The 18160-nt window shown below is 66.8% G+C and carries 15 protein-coding genes and 1 tRNA gene; 11 read left to right on the forward strand and 5 right to left on the reverse strand.

Annotation, left to right across the window (positions count from 1 at the left end; all coding sequences use genetic code 11):
* Positions 1–3: 3 nt before the first annotated feature.
* Both astD and KF783_RS09415 read right to left on the reverse strand, forming a co-directional pair.
* Positions 4–1419, reverse strand: coding sequence for a succinylglutamate-semialdehyde dehydrogenase (gene astD / locus KF783_RS09410; RefSeq protein ID WP_294078521.1), 1416 nt, complete (start codon positions 1417–1419; stop codon positions 4–6).
* Positions 1420–1491: 72 nt separating this feature from the next.
* Complete coding sequence (locus KF783_RS09415; protein ID WP_294078523.1) at positions 1492–2913, reverse strand: protein adenylyltransferase SelO family protein; 1422 nt, start codon at positions 2911–2913, stop codon at positions 1492–1494.
* Between the two features lie 36 nt (positions 2914–2949).
* Between KF783_RS09415 and KF783_RS09420 the strand changes: the two genes are divergently transcribed.
* The 4 genes from KF783_RS09420 to KF783_RS09435 all read left to right on the forward strand — a co-directional run bounded on the left by KF783_RS09420 (position 2950) and on the right by KF783_RS09435 (position 7035).
* On the forward strand, positions 2950–3822 hold the full coding sequence (locus KF783_RS09420) for an alpha/beta hydrolase (protein ID WP_294078678.1): 873 nt from the start codon (positions 2950–2952) through the stop codon (positions 3820–3822).
* Between the two features lie 226 nt (positions 3823–4048).
* Positions 4049–5179, forward strand: a complete 1131-nt coding sequence (locus KF783_RS09425; RefSeq protein WP_294078525.1) for a glycosyltransferase — start codon at positions 4049–4051, stop codon at positions 5177–5179.
* A 60-nt stretch (positions 5180–5239) separates the two neighbouring features.
* A complete protein-coding gene (locus tag KF783_RS09430) occupies positions 5240–6643 on the forward strand; it encodes a nitronate monooxygenase (RefSeq protein WP_294078527.1) in 1404 nt (467 codons plus the stop codon).
* Positions 6643–7035: a hypothetical protein gene (locus KF783_RS09435; RefSeq protein ID WP_294078529.1), complete on the forward strand. Its 393-nt coding sequence runs from the start codon at positions 6643–6645 to the stop codon at positions 7033–7035. The genes KF783_RS09430 and KF783_RS09435 overlap by 1 nt, the downstream gene beginning before the upstream one ends.
* Positions 7036–7083: 48 nt before the next feature.
* On the opposite strand, the gene KF783_RS09440 is transcribed toward KF783_RS09435, so the two are convergent.
* Positions 7084–7157, reverse strand: a tRNA-Gln gene (locus KF783_RS09440).
* Positions 7158–7339: 182 nt separating this feature from the next.
* Here KF783_RS09440 and KF783_RS09445 point away from each other — a divergent pair.
* From KF783_RS09445 to KF783_RS09470, 6 genes are all read left to right on the forward strand, one after another.
* The gene (locus KF783_RS09445) at positions 7340–8410 is read left to right on the forward strand and encodes a Ppx/GppA phosphatase family protein (RefSeq protein WP_294078531.1); all 1071 of its coding nucleotides are present in this window, start codon (positions 7340–7342) and stop codon (positions 8408–8410) included.
* A gap of 10 nt (positions 8411–8420) precedes the next feature.
* The gene (locus tag KF783_RS09450; protein ID WP_294078533.1) at positions 8421–9113 is read left to right on the forward strand and encodes an RlmE family RNA methyltransferase; all 693 of its coding nucleotides are present in this window, start codon (positions 8421–8423) and stop codon (positions 9111–9113) included.
* Positions 9114–9164: 51 nt separating this feature from the next.
* Positions 9165–10643: an NAD(P)/FAD-dependent oxidoreductase gene (locus KF783_RS09455; protein ID WP_294078534.1), complete on the forward strand. Its 1479-nt coding sequence runs from the start codon at positions 9165–9167 to the stop codon at positions 10641–10643.
* A gap of 67 nt (positions 10644–10710) precedes the next feature.
* On the forward strand, positions 10711–11478 hold the full coding sequence (gene otsB / locus KF783_RS09460; RefSeq protein ID WP_294078536.1) for a trehalose-phosphatase: 768 nt from the start codon (positions 10711–10713) through the stop codon (positions 11476–11478).
* Positions 11445–13271: a glycoside hydrolase family 15 protein gene (locus KF783_RS09465; RefSeq protein ID WP_294078538.1), complete on the forward strand. Its 1827-nt coding sequence runs from the start codon at positions 11445–11447 to the stop codon at positions 13269–13271. The genes otsB and KF783_RS09465 overlap by 34 nt, the downstream gene beginning before the upstream one ends.
* A complete protein-coding gene (locus KF783_RS09470) occupies positions 13268–14686 on the forward strand; it encodes a trehalose-6-phosphate synthase (RefSeq protein ID WP_294078540.1) in 1419 nt (472 codons plus the stop codon). The genes KF783_RS09465 and KF783_RS09470 overlap by 4 nt, the downstream gene beginning before the upstream one ends.
* Before the next feature lie 12 nt (positions 14687–14698).
* On the opposite strand, the gene KF783_RS09475 is transcribed toward KF783_RS09470, so the two are convergent.
* Positions 14699–15055 (reverse strand): Rieske (2Fe-2S) protein, encoded by a 357-nt coding sequence (locus tag KF783_RS09475; RefSeq protein ID WP_294078542.1) that lies wholly within the window; start codon positions 15053–15055, stop codon positions 14699–14701.
* Between the two features lie 100 nt (positions 15056–15155).
* Positions 15156–16208 carry a 4-hydroxyphenylpyruvate dioxygenase gene (gene hppD, locus KF783_RS09480; RefSeq protein ID WP_294078543.1) on the reverse strand — a complete coding sequence of 351 codons (1053 nt, stop codon included), beginning with the start codon at positions 16206–16208 and terminating at the stop codon, positions 15156–15158.
* A gap of 172 nt (positions 16209–16380) precedes the next feature.
* Between hppD and KF783_RS09485 the strand changes: the two genes are divergently transcribed.
* Complete coding sequence (locus KF783_RS09485; RefSeq protein WP_294078545.1) at positions 16381–18066, forward strand: tetratricopeptide repeat protein; 1686 nt, start codon at positions 16381–16383, stop codon at positions 18064–18066.
* Positions 18067–18160: the final 94 nt, after the last annotated feature.

The following is an 18160-nucleotide window of genomic DNA, read 5'->3' on the forward strand; positions in this document are numbered from 1 at the left end:
GCGCTAGCCGTCGCGCAGGCCGATGCCGATCGATACCCGCGCCTGTTCCGCTTCGGACGACACCACCGGATAGGCGCAATAATCGGCGGCGTAATAGGCGCTGGGGCGGTGATTGCCCGACCAGCCGATGCCACCGAACGGCGCGGTCGAGCTGGCGCCATTGGTCGGCCGGTTCCAGTTGACGATGCCCGCGCGGACATTGGCCCAGAACTGGTCGTACAGCTTCGGATTCTGGCTCACCAGGCTCGCCGACAGCCCGTATCGGGTGTTGTTCGCCTCTGCGATCGCATCCTCGAACGTGGCGGCGCGCACAACTTGCAGGATCGGGCCGAACAGTTCGACGTCCGGTTTCTCGCGCGCATCGGTCATGTCGATCATCGCGGGGGTGACGAACGGCCGCCCCTCGATCGGGCGCTCCATGTGCCGGATCGGCTTGCCACCCAGAAAGGTGAGTTCGAGGAAGCTCTCGGTCAGCAGGTCGGCGGTGTCGTTGTCGATCACCGGACCCATGAACGGGGCGGGGTCGGCATGCGGCTCGCCGATGATCAGCCGGCCGATCAGCTTGCTGATTTCGCCGATCAGCGGCGCGTAGAGTTCCTGATCGACGATCAGGCGGCGCGCGGCGGTGCAGCGCTGGCCGGCCGTGGTGAATGCCGATTGCACCACCAGCACCGCCGCCGAATACAGGTCGGGCGTGTCCCACACGACGATCGGATTGTTGCCGCCCATCTCCAGCGCCAGGATCTTTTCCGGCTTTGCCGCGAACGCGCGGTTGAGCGCGATGCCGGTGCGCGCCGACCCGGTGAACAACAGGCCGTCGATGCCGTCATGCCCGGCCAGCGCCTTGCCCTCGTCCGGCCCGCCGATCAGCAGCCGGGCGCAGCCGGCGGGAACCCCGGCTGCGTGCAGGCACTCGATCAGGAACGCGCCGCTCGCCGGCGTCTTTTCGGAAGGTTTGAACACCACCGCATTCCCCGCGAGCAGCGCCGGGACGATATGGCCATTGGGCAGGTGTGCGGGGAAATTATAGGGGCCGAGCACCGCCAGCACGCCATGCGGCTTGTGCCGCAGCGCCAGCCGCGTGTTCATCGGCGCATCCACCCGCCGCTGTCCGGTCCGCTCCGAATAGGCGGTGACCGAGATATCGACCTTGCCGATCACCGCATCGATCTCGCTGCGCGCTTCCCACAGCGGCTTGCCGGTCTCACGCGCGATCAGGTCGGCGAACGTGTCCGCCTTTTGCCGCACGACATTGGCATAGCGGCGCAGCGTTTCGATCCGGAACGCGATCGGCCGCGACGCCCAGTCGGCCCAGCTGGCGCGCGCGGCCGCGACCTCGCCATCGACATCGCCGATTTCCTGCCGCCACAGGACGGCGCCAGTGGCGGGTTCGGTCGAAACGATCTCGGAAGCGGCCATGGGGTCTTTCTTGATGGTTAAGGCCTGTCGGTCGGCGCTCGCTCTAGCACCAAGTCGCGTCGCGACGCCACCTCACCGATCGGCGGCGCCGGGGGCCAGCGCTTCGCCCATTTCGCGCACCTGTGCGATCTTGGCGTGAAACGGGTCCCAGTCGTCACGCTGGTCGATCGCCGCCCAGATCGACTCGACCTCGTCGATCAGCATCGAACAAGGCGCTCCCCGCGCGAAATAGGGGTGGGTGCGCCCCGTCGCCGTCGGGCGATATCCGGCAAGCGCCGCGCGCACCCCGTCCCATTGCGGTCCATAGCCATCGGGCAACGACCCGCCATAGGCGTCGAAATAGAAACGGTCGATCGAATGGCCGGTCGCGATCAGCGCCGCCTCGATCGCATCCTTCAGCCGCCAGCCCAGTTCGGTATCGATCGTGCCGTCCGGCGTCGTGATGCCGAGCCGGCGTTCCTGCGCCAGCTGGTAGAAGAGCCGATAGTCCGGCTCGAACGCTTCCAGCCGTTCGATCAGCGGCGGCGCCTCGCTCACGATGCGCAGCGCGACCGCGAGCTGGGCGACGTTCCACAGGATCGCGTCGGGCTGGCGGCCAAAGGCGTAGAGGCCGGCATGGTCGAAATATGCCGCCGTGAATCCGGGATCGAATGTCGGCGCGAACCGCCACGGGCCGTAATCGAAACTCTCACCCATCACGTTGATATTGTCGGTATTCAGCACGCCATGGACGAAACCCGCGACCATATATTGGGTCGCCAGCGCCGCCGTCCGCGCGACGACCAGTTCAAAGAACTGCGCTACCGGGTCCGCATCCTTTTCGACCAGGAACATCTCGTCCAGGCAGTAGTCGATCAGGCGCCGCATATTCTCGGCATCGCCATGATAGGCCAGCCGCTGGAAGGTGCCGATGCGGATATGGCCCAGGCTCATCCGCACCAGCACCGCCGACCGGGTGGGGGAGGGTTCGTCATTGCGGTGCAGTGCCTCACCCGTTTCAATGAGCGAAAGGCTGCGCGAGGTCCGCACGCCCAGCGCTTCGAGCATCTCGGTCGCCAGCACCTCGCGCACCCCGCCTTTCAGCGTCAGGCGACCGTCGCCGAACCGGCTCCACGGCGTCTGGCCGGATCCCTTGGTCCCCAGCTCCATCAGGTCTTTCATGTGGCTGTTGCGCAGTTGCGCGAAGGTAAAGCCGCGCCCGTCGCCCAGATCCGGGTTGTACGTGCGGAACTGATGGCCGTGATAACGCATTGCCAGCGGCTGGGGGAGGTTGCCGGGCAGGGGCTCGAACCGCCCGAAATGGCGCAGCCACTGCGCGTCGGTCAGCCCCTCCAGACCCACTTCCTGCGCGGCGCGGTCGTTGCGAAAGCGCAGGATGGTCTGGGGAAAGCTCGCCGCCTCCACCGCGTCGTAAAAGGCATCGCCCAGCTTCAGCAGCGCCGGATCGGGATCATACCATTCTGATAATCGCGGCGCTTGCGGGAAATCGGTCATGCGGCGATATGGGGACGGATGGCGACCGCGCGCAACCTGCCCCGCTTCACGGACGGCTATTGGTGGTCGGGGGACGGCCTGCGTCTCCATTATCGCGACTATCCCGGCGACGCGGCGCGCCCGCCGCTGCTGTGCATTCCCGGCCTGACCCGCAACGCGCGTGATTACGAGGCGCTGGCCGAGCGGCTGGCGGGCGACTGGCGGGTGATCGCGGTCGAACTGCGCGGCCGTGGCGAAAGCGCCTATGCCAAGGATCCGATGAGCTATGTCCCGCTCACCTATCTCCAGGATCTGGAGGCGCTGGTGGCGGAATTGAAGCTCACCCGCTTCGTCGCGGTCGGCACGTCGCTGGGCGGTATCCTGACGATGCTGATGGCCTCGACCCATCCCGAACGGATCGCCGGCGCGGTGCTGAACGATGTCGGACCGGAAATCGACGCGGCGGGTCTGGCCCGCATCCGCGGCTATGTGGGAAAGGCGAACTGGTTTCCCACCTGGATGCACGCCGCCCGCGCGCTGGCGGAGGCGAATGGCGACGTCCATCCCACCTATGGCATCGCCGAGTGGCTGGATATGGCCAAGCGCCTCTACCGGCTGACCAGCGCGGGGCGCATCGTGCTCGACTATGACATGAAGATCGCCGAACCGTTCCGCGTGCCGGGGAACGAGGCGGGACCGGACATGTGGCGCGCGTTCGACGCGCTGAACGACAAGCCGCTGCTGATCGTGCGCGGCGCGCATTCGGATATCCTGTCGGCCGCCACTGCGCAGGCGATGCGCGCGCACGTCCCCGGCGCCGATCTCGTCACCATCCCCGACACCGGCCACGCCCCCACCCTTGCCGAACCGGAGGCCGCGGCAGCGATCGACCGGTTACTGGCGAAGATCGCCGGGGCGGTACAGGCGTGAGGAGGGTGGTGTTGGCCGTCATGGCCATGATCGCCGCGCGGTGAATGCCGAAATCGTTGCGGGCTTCGGGCGATTGGCCGGCCGGTAGCGCTGTCCCGGCATTGGCGCATGTCGGGCCGGGTGTGCGCCGCCACGCCGCCGCCAATGGCTGCGGGACCCGCCTCAGGTCGGTCGCGTTGTGGGCAGCGGTTGACACCTTCGCGAAAATGACGAGTGCGAAGGGGCGATGACGCTCAACATTCTTCATCTCCACTCCAGCTTCGACCTTGGCGGCAAGGAGGCGCGGGCGGTGCGCCTGATGAACGCGTTCGGCGACCGGGCGAAGCATGTCATCGTTTCCGGGGTCGAGGGGGCGTATGGCGCCCGTGACGCGATCGCGAAGGGCATCCGCTACGAAATCGCGCAAAACCCCCCGCCGCTGACCGGCAGGCCCTCGGTCGCGCGGTACGAGGCGATCGCGAAGTACATGCTCCGCTTCGATCTCGTGCTCACCTATAATTGGGGGGCGATCGACGGGGTGATGGCGCGGCGGGTCTTTGCCAAGGGGATGCCGCCGGTCGTCCATCATGAGGACGGCTTCAACGCGGACGAGGCGAACCGGCTCAACCCGGTGCGCAACATGTATCGCCGGATGGCGCTGGGCGCGGCGCATGCGCTGGTCGTCCCCTCGCACCGGCTGGAGCGGATCGCGCGCCAGGCGTGGAAGCAGCCGGCGGCGCGCGTCCATCGTATCTCGAACGGGATCGACGTCGCCGCCTATGCGAAAAAGCCCGATCCCCGCGCGATTCCGGGGTTCAGGCGGCTGCCCGGCCATGTCGTGGTCGGCACGGTCGCGGGGCTGCGCGCGGTAAAGGATCTGCCGATGCTGGTCCGCGCGATGGGGGGCATGAAGAGCCGCGCGCAGCTCGTGATCGTCGGCGAGGGGCCGGAACGCGGCGCGATCGCCGACACGGTCGAGAATATGGGGATGGAAAAGACCGTGCTGCTGCCCGGCTTCGTCGCCGATCCGCGCCGCTATATGGGGTTGTTCGACATCTTTGCCCTGTCGTCCAAGAGCGAGCAGCAGCCGATCGCGGTGATGGAGGCGATGGCGGCGGGCCTGCCGGTCGCGTCCACCCCGGTCGGCGACGTCGCACAGATGGTCGCGCCCGAGAATGAAAGCTTCATCGCGCCCGACTGGAGCCCGGTGCATCTGCGCGACCAGATCGAGCGGCTGGCCGGCTATCCCGATGCCCGCCGGTTCGTGGGCGAAGCGAACCGCGCACGCGCGCAGGCGTTGTTCGATGAGAAGGACATGATCGCGTCTTATGCCGCGCTCTATGCCGACGCGGTGGGCCGGCCGGGGGTTCTTGGCTGATTCCCCTCGCGCGGGGGGGCGATCCCCGCTAGGGTCGCGCGAATTTTCTGGAGGATATCTTTGTTCAAGGGTCTGAAGCCGATCGTCTATAACGGCCGCGAAGTCTGGCCGCTGGTCGAGGGCGGCAAGGGCGTCGCCGCCACCAACCACGCCTCGGCCGGTGCCTGGGCGGCGGCGGGCGGCATCGGCACCGTCAGCGCGGTCAACGCCGACAGCTATGACGCCGACGGCAAGATCATTCCCCAGGTGTACAAGGCGCTGACCCGGCGCGAGCGCCACGAAGAGCTGATCGCCTTCGCGATCGAGGGCGCGGTGCAGCAGGTGAAGCGCGCGTTCGACATCGCCGGGGGCAAGGGCGCGATCAACATCAATGTCCTGTGGGAAATGGGCGGCGCGCAACGCGTGCTGCACGGCGTGCTGGAGCGGACGCGCGGCATGGTCGCGGGCGTCACCTGCGGCGCGGGCATGCCCTACAAGCTCAGCGAGATCGCGGCGTCCTATGGCGTCAACTATCTCCCGATCGTCAGCTCGGGCCGCGCCTTTCGCGCGCTGTGGAAGCGCGCCTATTCGAAGGCGGCGGAATGGCTGGCGGCGGTGGTCTATGAGGATCCCTGGCTGGCCGGCGGGCATAACGGCCTGTCCAACGCCGAGGATCCGCGCGCGCCGCAGGATCCCTATCCGCGCGTGAAGGAATTGCGCGCGGTGATGCGGGAGGGCGGCATTTCGGACGATGTGCCGATCGTGATGGCGGGCGGGGTCTGGTATCTGCGCGACTGGAACGACTGGATCGACAATCCCGAGCTTGGCACCATCGCGTTCCAGTTCGGCACGCGCCCGCTGCTGACACAGGAATCGCCGATCCCCGACGCGTGGAAGGCGAAGCTGACCCAGATCGAGGAGGGCGAGGTGCTGCTGCACCGGTTCTCGCCGACCGGCTTCTATTCCTCCGCGGTTCGCAACCCCTTTCTGCGCAACCTTGAGGCGCGGTCGGAACGGCAGATTCCCTATTCGACCGAGCAGGCGGGCGATCACACCTTCCAGCTCGATGTCGGGGTGAAGGGCAAGAATTTCTGGGTGACACGCGGCGACCTGTTGCGCGCGCGCGAATGGGTCGGGCTGGGCTATACCGACGCGCTCAAGACGCCCGACAACACGCTGATCTTTGTCGATACCGACGAAAAGAAGGACATCCGCAAGGACCAGGCCGATTGCATGGGCTGCCTCAGCCAGTGCAGCTTTTCGTCCTGGGCGGATACCGAAACGAATTCGACCGGCCGCCTGGCCGATCCGCGCAGCTTCTGCATCCAAAAGACGTTGCAGGACATCGCCCATGGCGGCGATATCGACCAGAATCTGATGTTCGCCGGCCACGCCGCCTATCATTTCAAGCGCGACCCCTTTTATTCGAACGGGTTCGTGCCGACCGTGAAGCAACTGGTCGATCGCATCCTCACCGGCGACTGATGCGTCGCGCCGGCGTCGCGGCGGGACTGGCGCTGGCGCTGCTGGCGCCGCCCGCGACGGCGAGCCGGCTTCTGGGTCCGTTCGAGGTGCGGTTCGACCCCGGCACCGCGCGTCCCGCCGCGGGTGAGGCGGCAAGGCTCGCCGCCGGACTGCGCGACGTGGTCCGCTTCGGAAGGCCCGGCGCCGTCGCCTATCTGTGCGCACCGGGTGAGGCGGGGCGGGGGGATGGCCGCGCGCTGAAACGCCGCCGCGTCGCCACGGTCCGCGCGATGCTCGCCACGGGCGGGGTACGCGCGGCGCGCTACGATCCGGAAAAATGCGCCGAAATCGAGGGGCAGGAACGCGCCTATGACCGGGTCACGGTACGGATCTGGCCCGAATGGGTAGGCTGACCACACCGCTCGCTCGGCACGGCTGATACTGGCGCGGTGGAAGCGGATTGGATGCCCGACGTGGATTCGAACCACGATTGACGGAGTCAGAGTCCGTTGTCTTACCATTAGACGATCGGGCAGCACCGATAGGGGGGCGCATCTAGGCGGGGGCGTGGCGGGGGTCAAGGGGGTTGATCGCCTTTGCGCCGGATCGCCGCGCTCTCCCTCGCCTTGCCCCTGGTTCGCGCATGCGCTAGCGTTCCTGCCAAGCACCGGCGGCCCCTGATGGACCGTGACGGAAGAACATAAGCGAGTTGGTTTGATGGGGGATGGCTCCGCCAGGATGCCGCGCCCGCCGGCGTCCCAGCCGGCCCGAGCGGCCCCGATACAGGCCCCGCCCAAGATCAGGGCGCGATGGCCGGAGGCGCGGCACTATGCCGCGCTCGACCTCGGCACCAATAATTGCCGGCTGCTGATCGCGCGTCCGCAAGGCGGAGGGTTCACCGTGGTCGATGCCTTTTCGCGGATCGTCCGTCTGGGCGAGGGGCTGGCATCGACCGGCCGCCTGTCCGACGCGGCGATCGAGCGGACCATCGCGGCGCTGCGAATCTGTGCGGACAAGCTGCGCCGGCGCCATGTCGCGCTCGCCCGCTCGGTCGCGACCGAGGCGTGCCGCCAGGCGGCGAACGGTGCCGAGTTCATCGAACGCGTCTATCGCGAGACGGGCATCGTCCTCGACATCATCACCGCGGAGGAAGAGGCGCGGCTCGCCGTGCTGGGTTGTCATGCGCTGCTGGAGCCGGGGGACGGACCGGCGCTGGTGTTCGATATCGGCGGCGGCTCGACCGAACTCGTCCTGGTCGAGGGCGGCGGCGATGACGGCGAAACCCTGCCGCGCATCATCGACTGGCACAGCGCGCCATGGGGCGTCGTGTCGCTGACCGAGGCGCGGGGGATCGCCCCCGATGCCGACGCGGCCGCGCGCGAGGCCGGCTATGCGCGGATGCGCGAGAGCGTGGCGGAGGCGTTCGCGCCCTTCGTCGCCCGCCTGCCCGCGATCAACGGCAACCGCCGGCTGCTCGGCACCAGCGGCACGGTGACGACGCTCGCCAGCGTGCATCTTGGCCTGTCCTCCTATGACCGTTCGGCGATCGACGGGCTGATCGTCCCGGTCGCGTCGATGCGGTCGGTCAGCCGGCGGATCGCCGGACTGGACATGGCCGGCCGGTCGGCAGTGCCGTGCATCGGATCGGAACGCGCCGATCTGGTCGTGGCGGGCTGCGCGATCCTGGAGACGATCATGGATCTGTGGCCGGCCGAGCGGCTGGGCATCGCCGATCGCGGCATTCGCGAGGGCATTCTGCGCCATTTGATGGGGAGCCGCGCGCAATGAGGAGGTGGCGATGAGCCGGGGCGGAACCCGGGGACGCACCCGCGTGCGCACCGCGCGTGGCCGGTCGAGCCAGTCGGTCCGCTGGCTGGAGCGCCAGCTCAACGACCCCTATGTCAAACAGGCCAAGGCAGAGGGTTATCGCAGCCGCGCCGCCTACAAGCTGATCGAGCTGGACGAGAAGTTCGACGTGCTCAAGGGGTCGAAGCGCGTCGTCGATCTGGGAATCGCGCCGGGTGGCTGGAGCCAGGTGGTGCGGCGCAAGCTGCCCCGGGCGGCGGTCGTCGGCATCGATCTGTTACCGGTCGATCCGATCGACGGCGTCACCATCTTTCAGATGGATTTCATGGACGACAGCGCCCCCGATCAGTTGATCGCGGCGCTGGGCGGCGCGCCCGATCTGGTCCTGTCGGACATGGCGGCGAACACCGTCGGCCACCCCCAGACCGATGCGTTGCGGACGATGGGGCTGGTCGAAACCGCGCTCGATTTCGCGATCCGCAACCTCGCGCCGGGCGGAGCCTTTGTCGCCAAGGTGTTCGCCGGCGGCGCGGACAGCGGCCTGGTCGCCGAGATGAAGCGCAATTTTTCGACCGTGAAGCACGCCAAGCCGCCGTCCAGCCGCAAGGGGTCGGTCGAATGGTTCGTCGTCGCGCAGGGGTTCAAGGGACGTTCCGGGGCCGGTGATCCCGAAGGCGCGGAATGATTGCGCTTTATTGACATCGGTGTAAATATCGTCGGAATGTGAGAGGACGCGATGGGCGAACATTTCGACGTGGTGGTGGTGGGTGCCGGCATTTCCGGCATCGGCGCGGGCTATTTCCTGCAACGGGACTGCCCCGACCGCAGCTATGTGATCCTGGAGGGACGCGAGCGCAGCGGGGGGACGTGGGACCTGTTCCGTTATCCCGGCATCCGATCGGACAGCGACATGTACACGCTGGGCTACAGCTTCCGTCCATGGACGCAGGCCAAGGCGATCGCCGACGGCCCCTCGATCCTCCACTATCTCGACGAGACCGCCCGCGAATATGGCATCGATCGCCATATCCGGCACCAGCACAAGGTGATCGCGGCCAGCTGGTCGAGCGACCAGGCCCGCTGGACGCTGACGGTCGAGCGCGGCCCCGATCGCGAGATCGTGGAGATGAGCTGCAACTTCCTGTTCAGCTGCACCGGCTATTATAATTACGAAGCCGGCTATTCGCCCCGGTTCGAAGGCAGTGAGACCTTTGCGGGGCGGATCGTCCATCCCCAGCATTGGCCCGACAATCTCGATTATACGGGCAAGCGGGTCGTGGTGATCGGTTCGGGCGCGACGGCGGTGACGCTGGTCCCGGAAATGGCGAAGACTGCGGCACATGTGACGATGCTTCAGCGCTCGCCCACCTATATCGTCTCACGCCCCTCGCAGGATGCGCTCGCCAACTGGCTGCGGCGCAAGTTGCCGGCGCGGCTGGCCTATCGACTGACGCGGATCAAGAACGTGTCGCTGCAACAGCTGTTCTTTCGCCTCGCGCGCAAGAACCCGGAAAAGACCAGGGAGCGTCTGCTCCAGATGGTGCGCGACGAACTGCCCGGCCACGATATCGAAACGCATTTCACGCCGCGCTACAATCCGTGGGACCAGCGGCTGTGCCTGGTGCCGGACGCCGATCTGTTCGCCGCATTGCGCGAAGAGCGGGCGTCGGTGGTCACCGGCCATATCGACCGGTTCGAGGAAACGGGAATCCGCCTCAAATCGGGCGACCTGATCGAGGCGGATGTGATCGTGACCGCGACGGGGCTTGACCTCAAGCTGATCGGGGGGATCGAACTTGACGTCGATGGCGTGGCGAAAAACCCCGCGCAATCGCTCAGTTACAAGGGGATGATGTTCTCCGGCATTCCCAATCTGGCCTATTCCTTTGGCTACACCAATGCGTCCTGGACGCTGAAATCGGACCTTACCGCCGCCTATCTGTGCCGTCTGCTCAACGCGATGAAGCGGCGGAGGATGCGCCAGGTGACGCCCCGGCTGGACGCGAGCGTGACGCCCGAGCGATTGTTCGAATTCACCTCCGGCTATATCGAGCGCGCGGTCGATCGCATGCCCCGCCAGGGCGACCGCAAGCCGTGGCGCGTGCCGCAAAACTATACACTCGACCTGATGGCGCTGCGGTTCGGCGGGATCGACCAGGACATGGAATTCTCCAACCCCGCGCCGGCCGCGGCGCGCTCACGCGAGTCCGCCTGAGCAAAAAATCCCGCATTGCAGCGAAAAATCGGAACGAACGCGTTCCAATTGCTTTAAGAGGGGTCAGATGCCTGATCCTGCGGAAACGAAGCTGGCGGACGCACTCGCGCCGCCTCCGGTCGATTTGCTTGTCGGCGCCAGCCTGTTCCTCGATTTCGACGGCACGCTCGTCGAGATCGTCGATCGGCCCGATGCGGTGCGCGTCGATGCCGATCTGGGCGGATTGATCCGCGCGCTGGCGCGCCGGCTCGATGGCCGGCTCGCGATCGTGAGCGGACGCGGCGCGCATGAGATCGCCGCGCTTTTCGATCATCCGGATTTCACGATCGGCGGCAGCCATGGTGCGGAGCTGCGGCTGGCCGACGGGACCGTTCGGGGGGCGACGCGCCCGGCGGAGCTGGATCGGGTTCTCGACACAATGCGCGCCTTCGCCGCTCGTCGCCCGGGCGTGCTGGTCGAGGCGAAGACGCTGGGTGCCGGCCTTCATTTTCGCGGCGCACCGGCGGCGGAAGCGGAATGCGCCGCGCTCGCCGCCGACCTCGCCCAGACCTCGGGGCTGACGCTTCAGGAGGGCAAGATGGTGTTCGAGCTGCGCGCGCCGGGCGACAAGGGCGCGGCGATCGGCGCGCTGATGGCGATGACGCCATTCGCCGGGTCGCACCCCGTCTTTCTGGGCGATGACGTGACCGACGAGGATGGATTTGCGGCGGCGGACGCACTGGATGGCGCGGGCATTCTGGTCGGGCCGATGCGGGCGACGGCTGCACGCCACCGCCTGCCCGATGTCGCCGGGGTCCGCGCATGGCTGACGCAATTCGTGGAGGAATGCCGGTGACGCCCAATCTTGACCTGTGGCCGATCGGCAATTGCCAGGTCAGTGCGCTGATCGACCGCGCGGGCCGGTTCGTCTGGGGCTGCGTGCCGCGCGTCGATGGCGATCCGGTCTTTTCCTCGCTGGTCGATGGTCGCGATCCGACCGCCGATGACGCGGTGGGCCTCTGGGCGATCGATCTGGAGGACCGGGTCGGGATCGAGCAGACCTATGTCGCCAACACGCCGATCCTCGTCACGCGGATGACCGACAGCCAGGGCGGCGCGATCGAGATCACCGACTTCTGCCCGCGGTTCGAACGGCTGGGGCGGACCTATCGCCCGGTCGCGTTCGTGCGGATCGTCCGCCCGGTTCACGGATCGCCGCGCATCCGGGTGCGGCTGCGTCCGACGCGCAACTGGGGCGATGCGAACGTCGTTCACACCAGCGGGTCCAACCATGTCCGCTTCCTGCTCGACGGGCTGCAACTGCGCCTGACGACCACCGCGCCGGTCGGCCTGTTGCAGGAGGAGCGCAGCTTTCGCGTCGAACGGCCGCTGCATTTCTTCCTCGGACCGGACGAGAGCTTTTCCGGCGACATCGGCACCACGGTCGAGGAGATGGAGGGCTATACCCGCCACCACTGGCAGAGCTGGTCGCGCGGCCTGGCCACCCCGTTCGAATGGCAGGAGGTGGTCATCCGCAGCGCGATCACGCTGAAGCTGTGCCAGCACGAGGAAACCGGCGCGATCGTTGCCGCGCTGACGACCTCGATCCCCGAACATGCCGGTTCGGAGCGCAACTGGGACTATCGCTACTGCTGGATCCGCGATGCCTATTACACCGTCCAGGCGCTGAACCGCGTCGGCGCGCTCGACGTGCTGGAGGGGTATCTGGCCTATCTGCGCAACATCGTCGATCAGGCGCGCGGGGGGCATATCCAGCCGCTTTACGGGGTGCAGGGCGAACCCACGCTGATCGAGACCCAGGCACCGCGCCTGGCCGGCTATCGCGGCATGGGGCCGGTGCGCGTCGGCAACCAGGCCTATGAGCAGGTTCAGCACGACGCCTATGGCCAGATCGTCCTGTCGAACGTGCAGGCGTTTTTCGACCGCCGCCTGTTCCGCATGGCGGGGCGCGAGGATTTCGAGGCATTGGTGCGGATCGGCGAGCGGGCGCTGGAGCTGTTCGACAAGCCCGATGCCGGGCTGTGGGAGCTTCGCACGCGCCAGAGCGTCCACACCTATAGCGCCGCAATGTGCTGGGCGGCATGCGACCGTCTGGCCAATGCCGCGGAGCGGCTGGGCATGGAGGGCGAGCGGGCGCTGTGGCAGGAACGTGCCGACCGCATGCGCAGGGCGATCGAGGAAGCGGCGTGGCGGCCCGAAACCAACCGCATGTCGGCCACATTCGGCGGCGATGACCTGGACGCGAGCCTGATCCAGCTGCTCGAGCTGCGCTTCCTGAAGCCCGACGATCCCCGGTTCCTCGGCACGCTGGAAGCGGTGGAACAGGGCTTGCGGCGCGGCAGCCACATGCTCCGCTATGCGACCGAGGATGATTTCGGCCTCCCCGAAACCGCATTCAACGTCTGCACCTTCTGGTTGATCGAGGCGCTGCACTTTACCGGCCGCGACCCCGATGCGCGACAATTGTTCGAGGAGATGCTAGAACGGCGCACCGCCGCCGGCCTGTTGTCCGAGGATATCGATCCCGTGACCGGTGAATTGTGGGGCAACTACCCGCAGACCTACTCGCTTGTCGGCATGATCAACTGCGCCGTCCTGTTGAGCAAACCATGGAGCGCCATCCGATGAGCCGCCTGATCGTCATTTCCAATCGCGTCACCGCGCCGCTGGAGTCGCATTCGGGCGCGCAGGGCGGGCTGGCCGTCGCGTTGCAGGCGGCGATCCGCGAGTTTGGCGGTATCTGGTTCGGATGGTCGGGCGAGACGACCGAGCAGTTCACCGGCCACATCAACCTTCAGCGTGCGCAGGGGGTGACCACCGCGACCGTCGATCTGGAACAGCAGGATGTCGAGGAATATTATAACGGCTATGCCAACCGCACGCTGTGGCCGCTGTTTCACTATCGCATCGATCTGGCCGAATATGAGCGCGGGTTCGCGGGCGGCTATCGCCGGGTGAACCAGCGCTTCGCGGACACGCTCCGCCCGCTGGTCGAGGCCGACGACATCCTGTGGATTCAGGATTACCACATGTTCCCGCTGGGCCAGGAAATGCGCGATCGCGGGTGCCGGAACCGCATGGGCTTCTTCCTGCACATCCCCTGGCCGCCCAGCCGCCTGCTCGCGACGCTGCCCGAGGCCGAGGCGCTGGTGCGGACCATGTTCGCCTATGACCTGGTCGGATTCCATACCCGGCAATGGCTCGATTCGTTCCGCCATTACGCGACCCATGAGATGGACGCGGTCGCCGATGGCGACACGCTGACGCTGGATGGGCGAACGCTCAAGCTGATCGTCGCGCCGATCGGCATCGATACCAAGGAGTTCGTCGAGGGCGCGAATGGCGGGGCGGCGAAGCAGGCATTCCGCCGGATGCGCGACAGCGCGGTGGGGCGCGACATGATCGTCGGCGTCGATCGGCTCGATTACTCAAAGGGGCTGGAAGAGCGGTTCCTGGGCTATGAACGGTTCCTTGAAGAGCATCCGGAAGAGCGCAAGGAGGTGTTCCTGCTCCAGATCGCGCCCCCCTCGCGCGGGGCGGTGGAAAGCTATCAGAAGATCCGCGCGACGCTGGAGGGGATCGCGGGGCGCATCAACGGCGCCTATGCCGATGTCGATTGGGTGCCGATCCGCTACGTCAACCAGGGATATCCGCGCGACGTGCTGGCCGGCATCTATCGTGCCGCACGGATCGGGCTGGTGACGCCGCTGCGCGACGGGATGAACCTGGTCGCAAAGGAATATGTCGCCGCACAGGATCCCGAAGATCCCGGCGTGCTGATCCTCTCACGCTTCGCCGGCGCGGCCGTGCAGTTGCCGGAGGCGGTGCTGGTCAACCCGTACAGCGCCGACGAAATGTCGGACGCGATCCTGACCGCGCTGCGGATGGACCTGGGCGAGCGCAAGCGGCGCTGGCGGGCGATGATGGACAATATCGAGGCGGAGGACGTGGTGTGGTGGCGAACGCTGTTCACCGACGTGCTCATGGCCGATGGTGACAAGACCGCGCCGCTGGCGACCAGCCACGACAGCGCCGCGGCCTGATCGGGCCGGCCGTCACGCGGTCCAGATCGCCCCGTCGCGCAGCGCGATCGGCCACGGGGTCAGACACGCGCCCGCGCACGGGCCGCCGACGCATGCGCCGTCATTCGTGCGGAACAGCGCGCCGTGCCAGCTGCACCGGATGAGCGTGCCGTCGTCGGTCAGGTAATCGTCGAGCTGTTGCGCAAGCGGCAGCCCCATATGCGGGCAGCGATCGACAAATCCCCGGACGCCGTCGCCCGAGCGGACCGCGAATCCGTGAAAGCGGCCCGCCTTCATCTCGATCACGAAATTGCGCGCGGCGCCATCGGCGATCAGATCGACCGGACCGAGGCGGATTCCGGGCGGCGTGGCGGTGAGGCGATCGGTCATCGCCAGGTACGATAATGGCCGGGGTGGAGCGACGCCATACGCAACCCGCGCGCTCCCCCCGACTCTCCTCTCCAACCCGTCTCAGGCGTCCCGAACGCGATCAGGCATCCACCTTGATCACGCCGCGACGAATCTGGTCCAGCTCGATGCTTTCGAACAGCGCCTGGAAGTTGCCGTTGCCAAAGCCTTCATTGCCCTTGCGCTGGATGATTTCGAAAAAGATCGGGCCGAACATGTTCTCGGTAAAGATCTGAAGCAGAATGCCTTCGCCGGTTTCGACCGATCCGTCGATCAGGATCCGGTTCTGCCGGAGCCGCTCAAGATCCTCGCCATGGCCGGGAACGCGCTTATCGACCAGCTCGTAATAGGTGAGGATCGTGTCCTGCAACTTGACGCCGCGTGCGCGAAGGCGCTCGACCGTGTCATAGATGTCGTCGGTGGTCAGCGCGAGGTGCTGGATGCCCTCGCCCTTATAGTCGCGGATGAATTCCTCGATCTGGCTCTTGTCATCCTGGCTTTCGTTGAGCGGGATGCGGATCGCCCTGTCCGGCGCGATCATCGCCTGGCTGAACAGCCCGGTGGCCTGCCCCTTGATGTCGAAATATTTCTGCTCCTCGAAATTGAAGAGCGTGCGATAGAATTCGCTCCACACCCGCATCTGGCCGCGCCGGACATTGTGGGTGAGATGGTCGAGCAGGTCGAGCCCGACATTGTTCTCCGCCTCGGCCGCCTGCCAGCCGGGAATTTCTTCCCAGTCGGCATAGAGATCGGTGCCGTCCTGGATGAAATAGAGATAGGATCCGCCGATGCCCAGGATGCAGGTGTCGTCCTCCGCCGTCCGCTCGGCCCCATGTTCCAGCGCCCATTTCATTGCCGCGTCGGGATCCGCGACGCGGAAGGCCATCGCGCTGGCCGACGGGCCGTGCGCGGCACGGAACGTCGCCACGCGACCGCTCTCGTCGCGGTTGAGCATCAGGCTGATCCGCCCCTGCTTGTATCGGGTGATCGCCTTGGTCGGGTGGCGATGCGAGGGGACGAAGCCAAGCTGTTCGAACTGCCGCGCCATCGCCTCCGGATCGGGCGAGGTGAATTCCACGAACTCGAACCCGTTCAGGCCAAGGGGGTTGTCGGGCGTGGTGGTGGGGCCGGTCATGTCGATCGCTCCTGTGCTTTGCGCGCCGGTTACAATGCACGCAATTTGGTGTCAAATGATACCAGTTTGATGCGTGCGGCCTGGTTTGACCTGCCGGGGCCTGTCAGGGGTTGTCGCTTGTGAACGCGCGGGGATAGGCTGAGGTTCACCGGTAAGAGGGGGAGCGAGCCGGATGCTTGAGCTGCACCGATCAATTGCCATCGCGATATTGCCGGCCGCCTTCGCCGTGTCGGCGGCGCACGCCCAGGTGCAGGTTCAGGTCAAATCGCCCAGCGACGCCTTCACCGCCGCGTTCGAGGCCGGCGATCTGCGCAAGGCACTCCCGCTGATCGAGCCGGACGCAAAGGCGTGCATCGCCGCAGCCGGCGGTGACAAGGCGACCGTGGACTCGCTCGATTCCTGTGTCCTGCTGCTCGCCTATTACGGCATGGCGCTGAGCGAGAATGGTCGCTCGATAGAGGCGGTGCCGATCGCGCGGCGCGCGGTCGATGTGGCGGCGACGTTCGGCGTCGAGAGCGAGGTCTCGCTGGTCGCCAACTTCTTCTACGGGCTGGTGCTGGAGCGGCAGGGACGCAATGCGGACGCGGAGGAGCCGTTCCGGCTCGCGCTCGAAGGCGCCGAAAAGCTGCTGGGCGACGATCCCGCGCTCGCTTCCTATGTGGCGCGGCGGGGCAACAACCTGGTCATGCTGGGCAAGTTTGCCGAGGGCCTGGTGTTTGCGGAACGGGCGATCCGCATCGCGGGCGATACGGTCGATGGCAATTTCTTTCGCCTGACCCAGGCAAATGCCCTGATGGCGCTGGGGCGGCTGGGCGAGGCGGAGGCGACGTTGCGCACCGGCATCGCGCGGCTGGCGGCACTGACGAGTCCGGCATCGGCGGAGGTCGTCTCGCTCCAGCAGTCGCTCGCGCTATGTCTTGAAAAACAGAACCGCACCGATGAGGCGATCGCATTGTGGCGCCAGACGCTGGTCGCGCGCCGCGCCGCCGGGGACGAAGCCGGCACCGCCGACAGTCTGACGGGTCTTGGCGTCGCGCTGGTGCGCAGGGGCGACCTGCGCGAGGCGGAACCGGTGCTGCGCGAGGCGCTGACGATCCGGCTGCGCCTGTTCGGAGAGACGAGCAACCTGACCGGGCTCGCCTATTCCAATGTCGGGCTGGTGCTGATGGAATCGGGACGCAATGACGAGGCGGGGAACATGTTCCTGCGGGCGGTGAGTGTCCTCAACGCCAGCGGCGGCGCCAATCCCGACGAACTGGTGACCGTGATGGGCAACCTCGCCACGGTGCTCACCCGTACCGGCGGACTGGAAAGCGCGGTTTCGATCCAGCGACAGGTGTTGCAGATCGCGGTGACCAGCTTCGGCGCCGGCCATGCACGGACCGTGCTGATCCGCAACAACCTGGCGGTCGCGCTGCTGAAGCTGCGGCAACGCGCCGAGGCGATCGATCTGCTCAAGACGAACTATGCGGCGGCGACGGACCTGGGGGCGGAGGCCGCCCAGCTGCGGGTGATGATCGCCGGCAGCCTCGGCACCGCGCTGGAGGAGGCGGGCGACATGGCGGCGGCGCGCATGTGGTTCGGGCGCGCGGAGCGCGATTCGCGTACCGCGTTCAGCGCCGATCACAGCCAGCGGATCAACATCGCCTGGCGCTATGGCCGGTTCATGATGGGCCAGCCTGCCGGCCTTCCGCTCGCGCGCACGTTGCTGCGCGACGCGGGGCGGCAGGTGCTGACGCGGGCGGGCGGTGGCGCGGGCTTCGATGCGCGCGCGCAGCAGGAACTGTCGGATTTCACCATCGTCTTTCGCGACCAGGTCCGCGCCGATTGGCAACTGAGCGCCGGGGCGGGAAAATAGCAGGCGCACCCGGCCGGAACCGGGCGAAGCCACTGCGAATCGGGGACTTGTCTGAACCTGACCGTCGAACCGGGATGAACGAAATGACAGATAG

The organism is Sphingomonas sp. (assembly GCF_019635455.1).
Lineage (GTDB): Bacteria > Pseudomonadota > Alphaproteobacteria > Sphingomonadales > Sphingomonadaceae > Sphingomonas.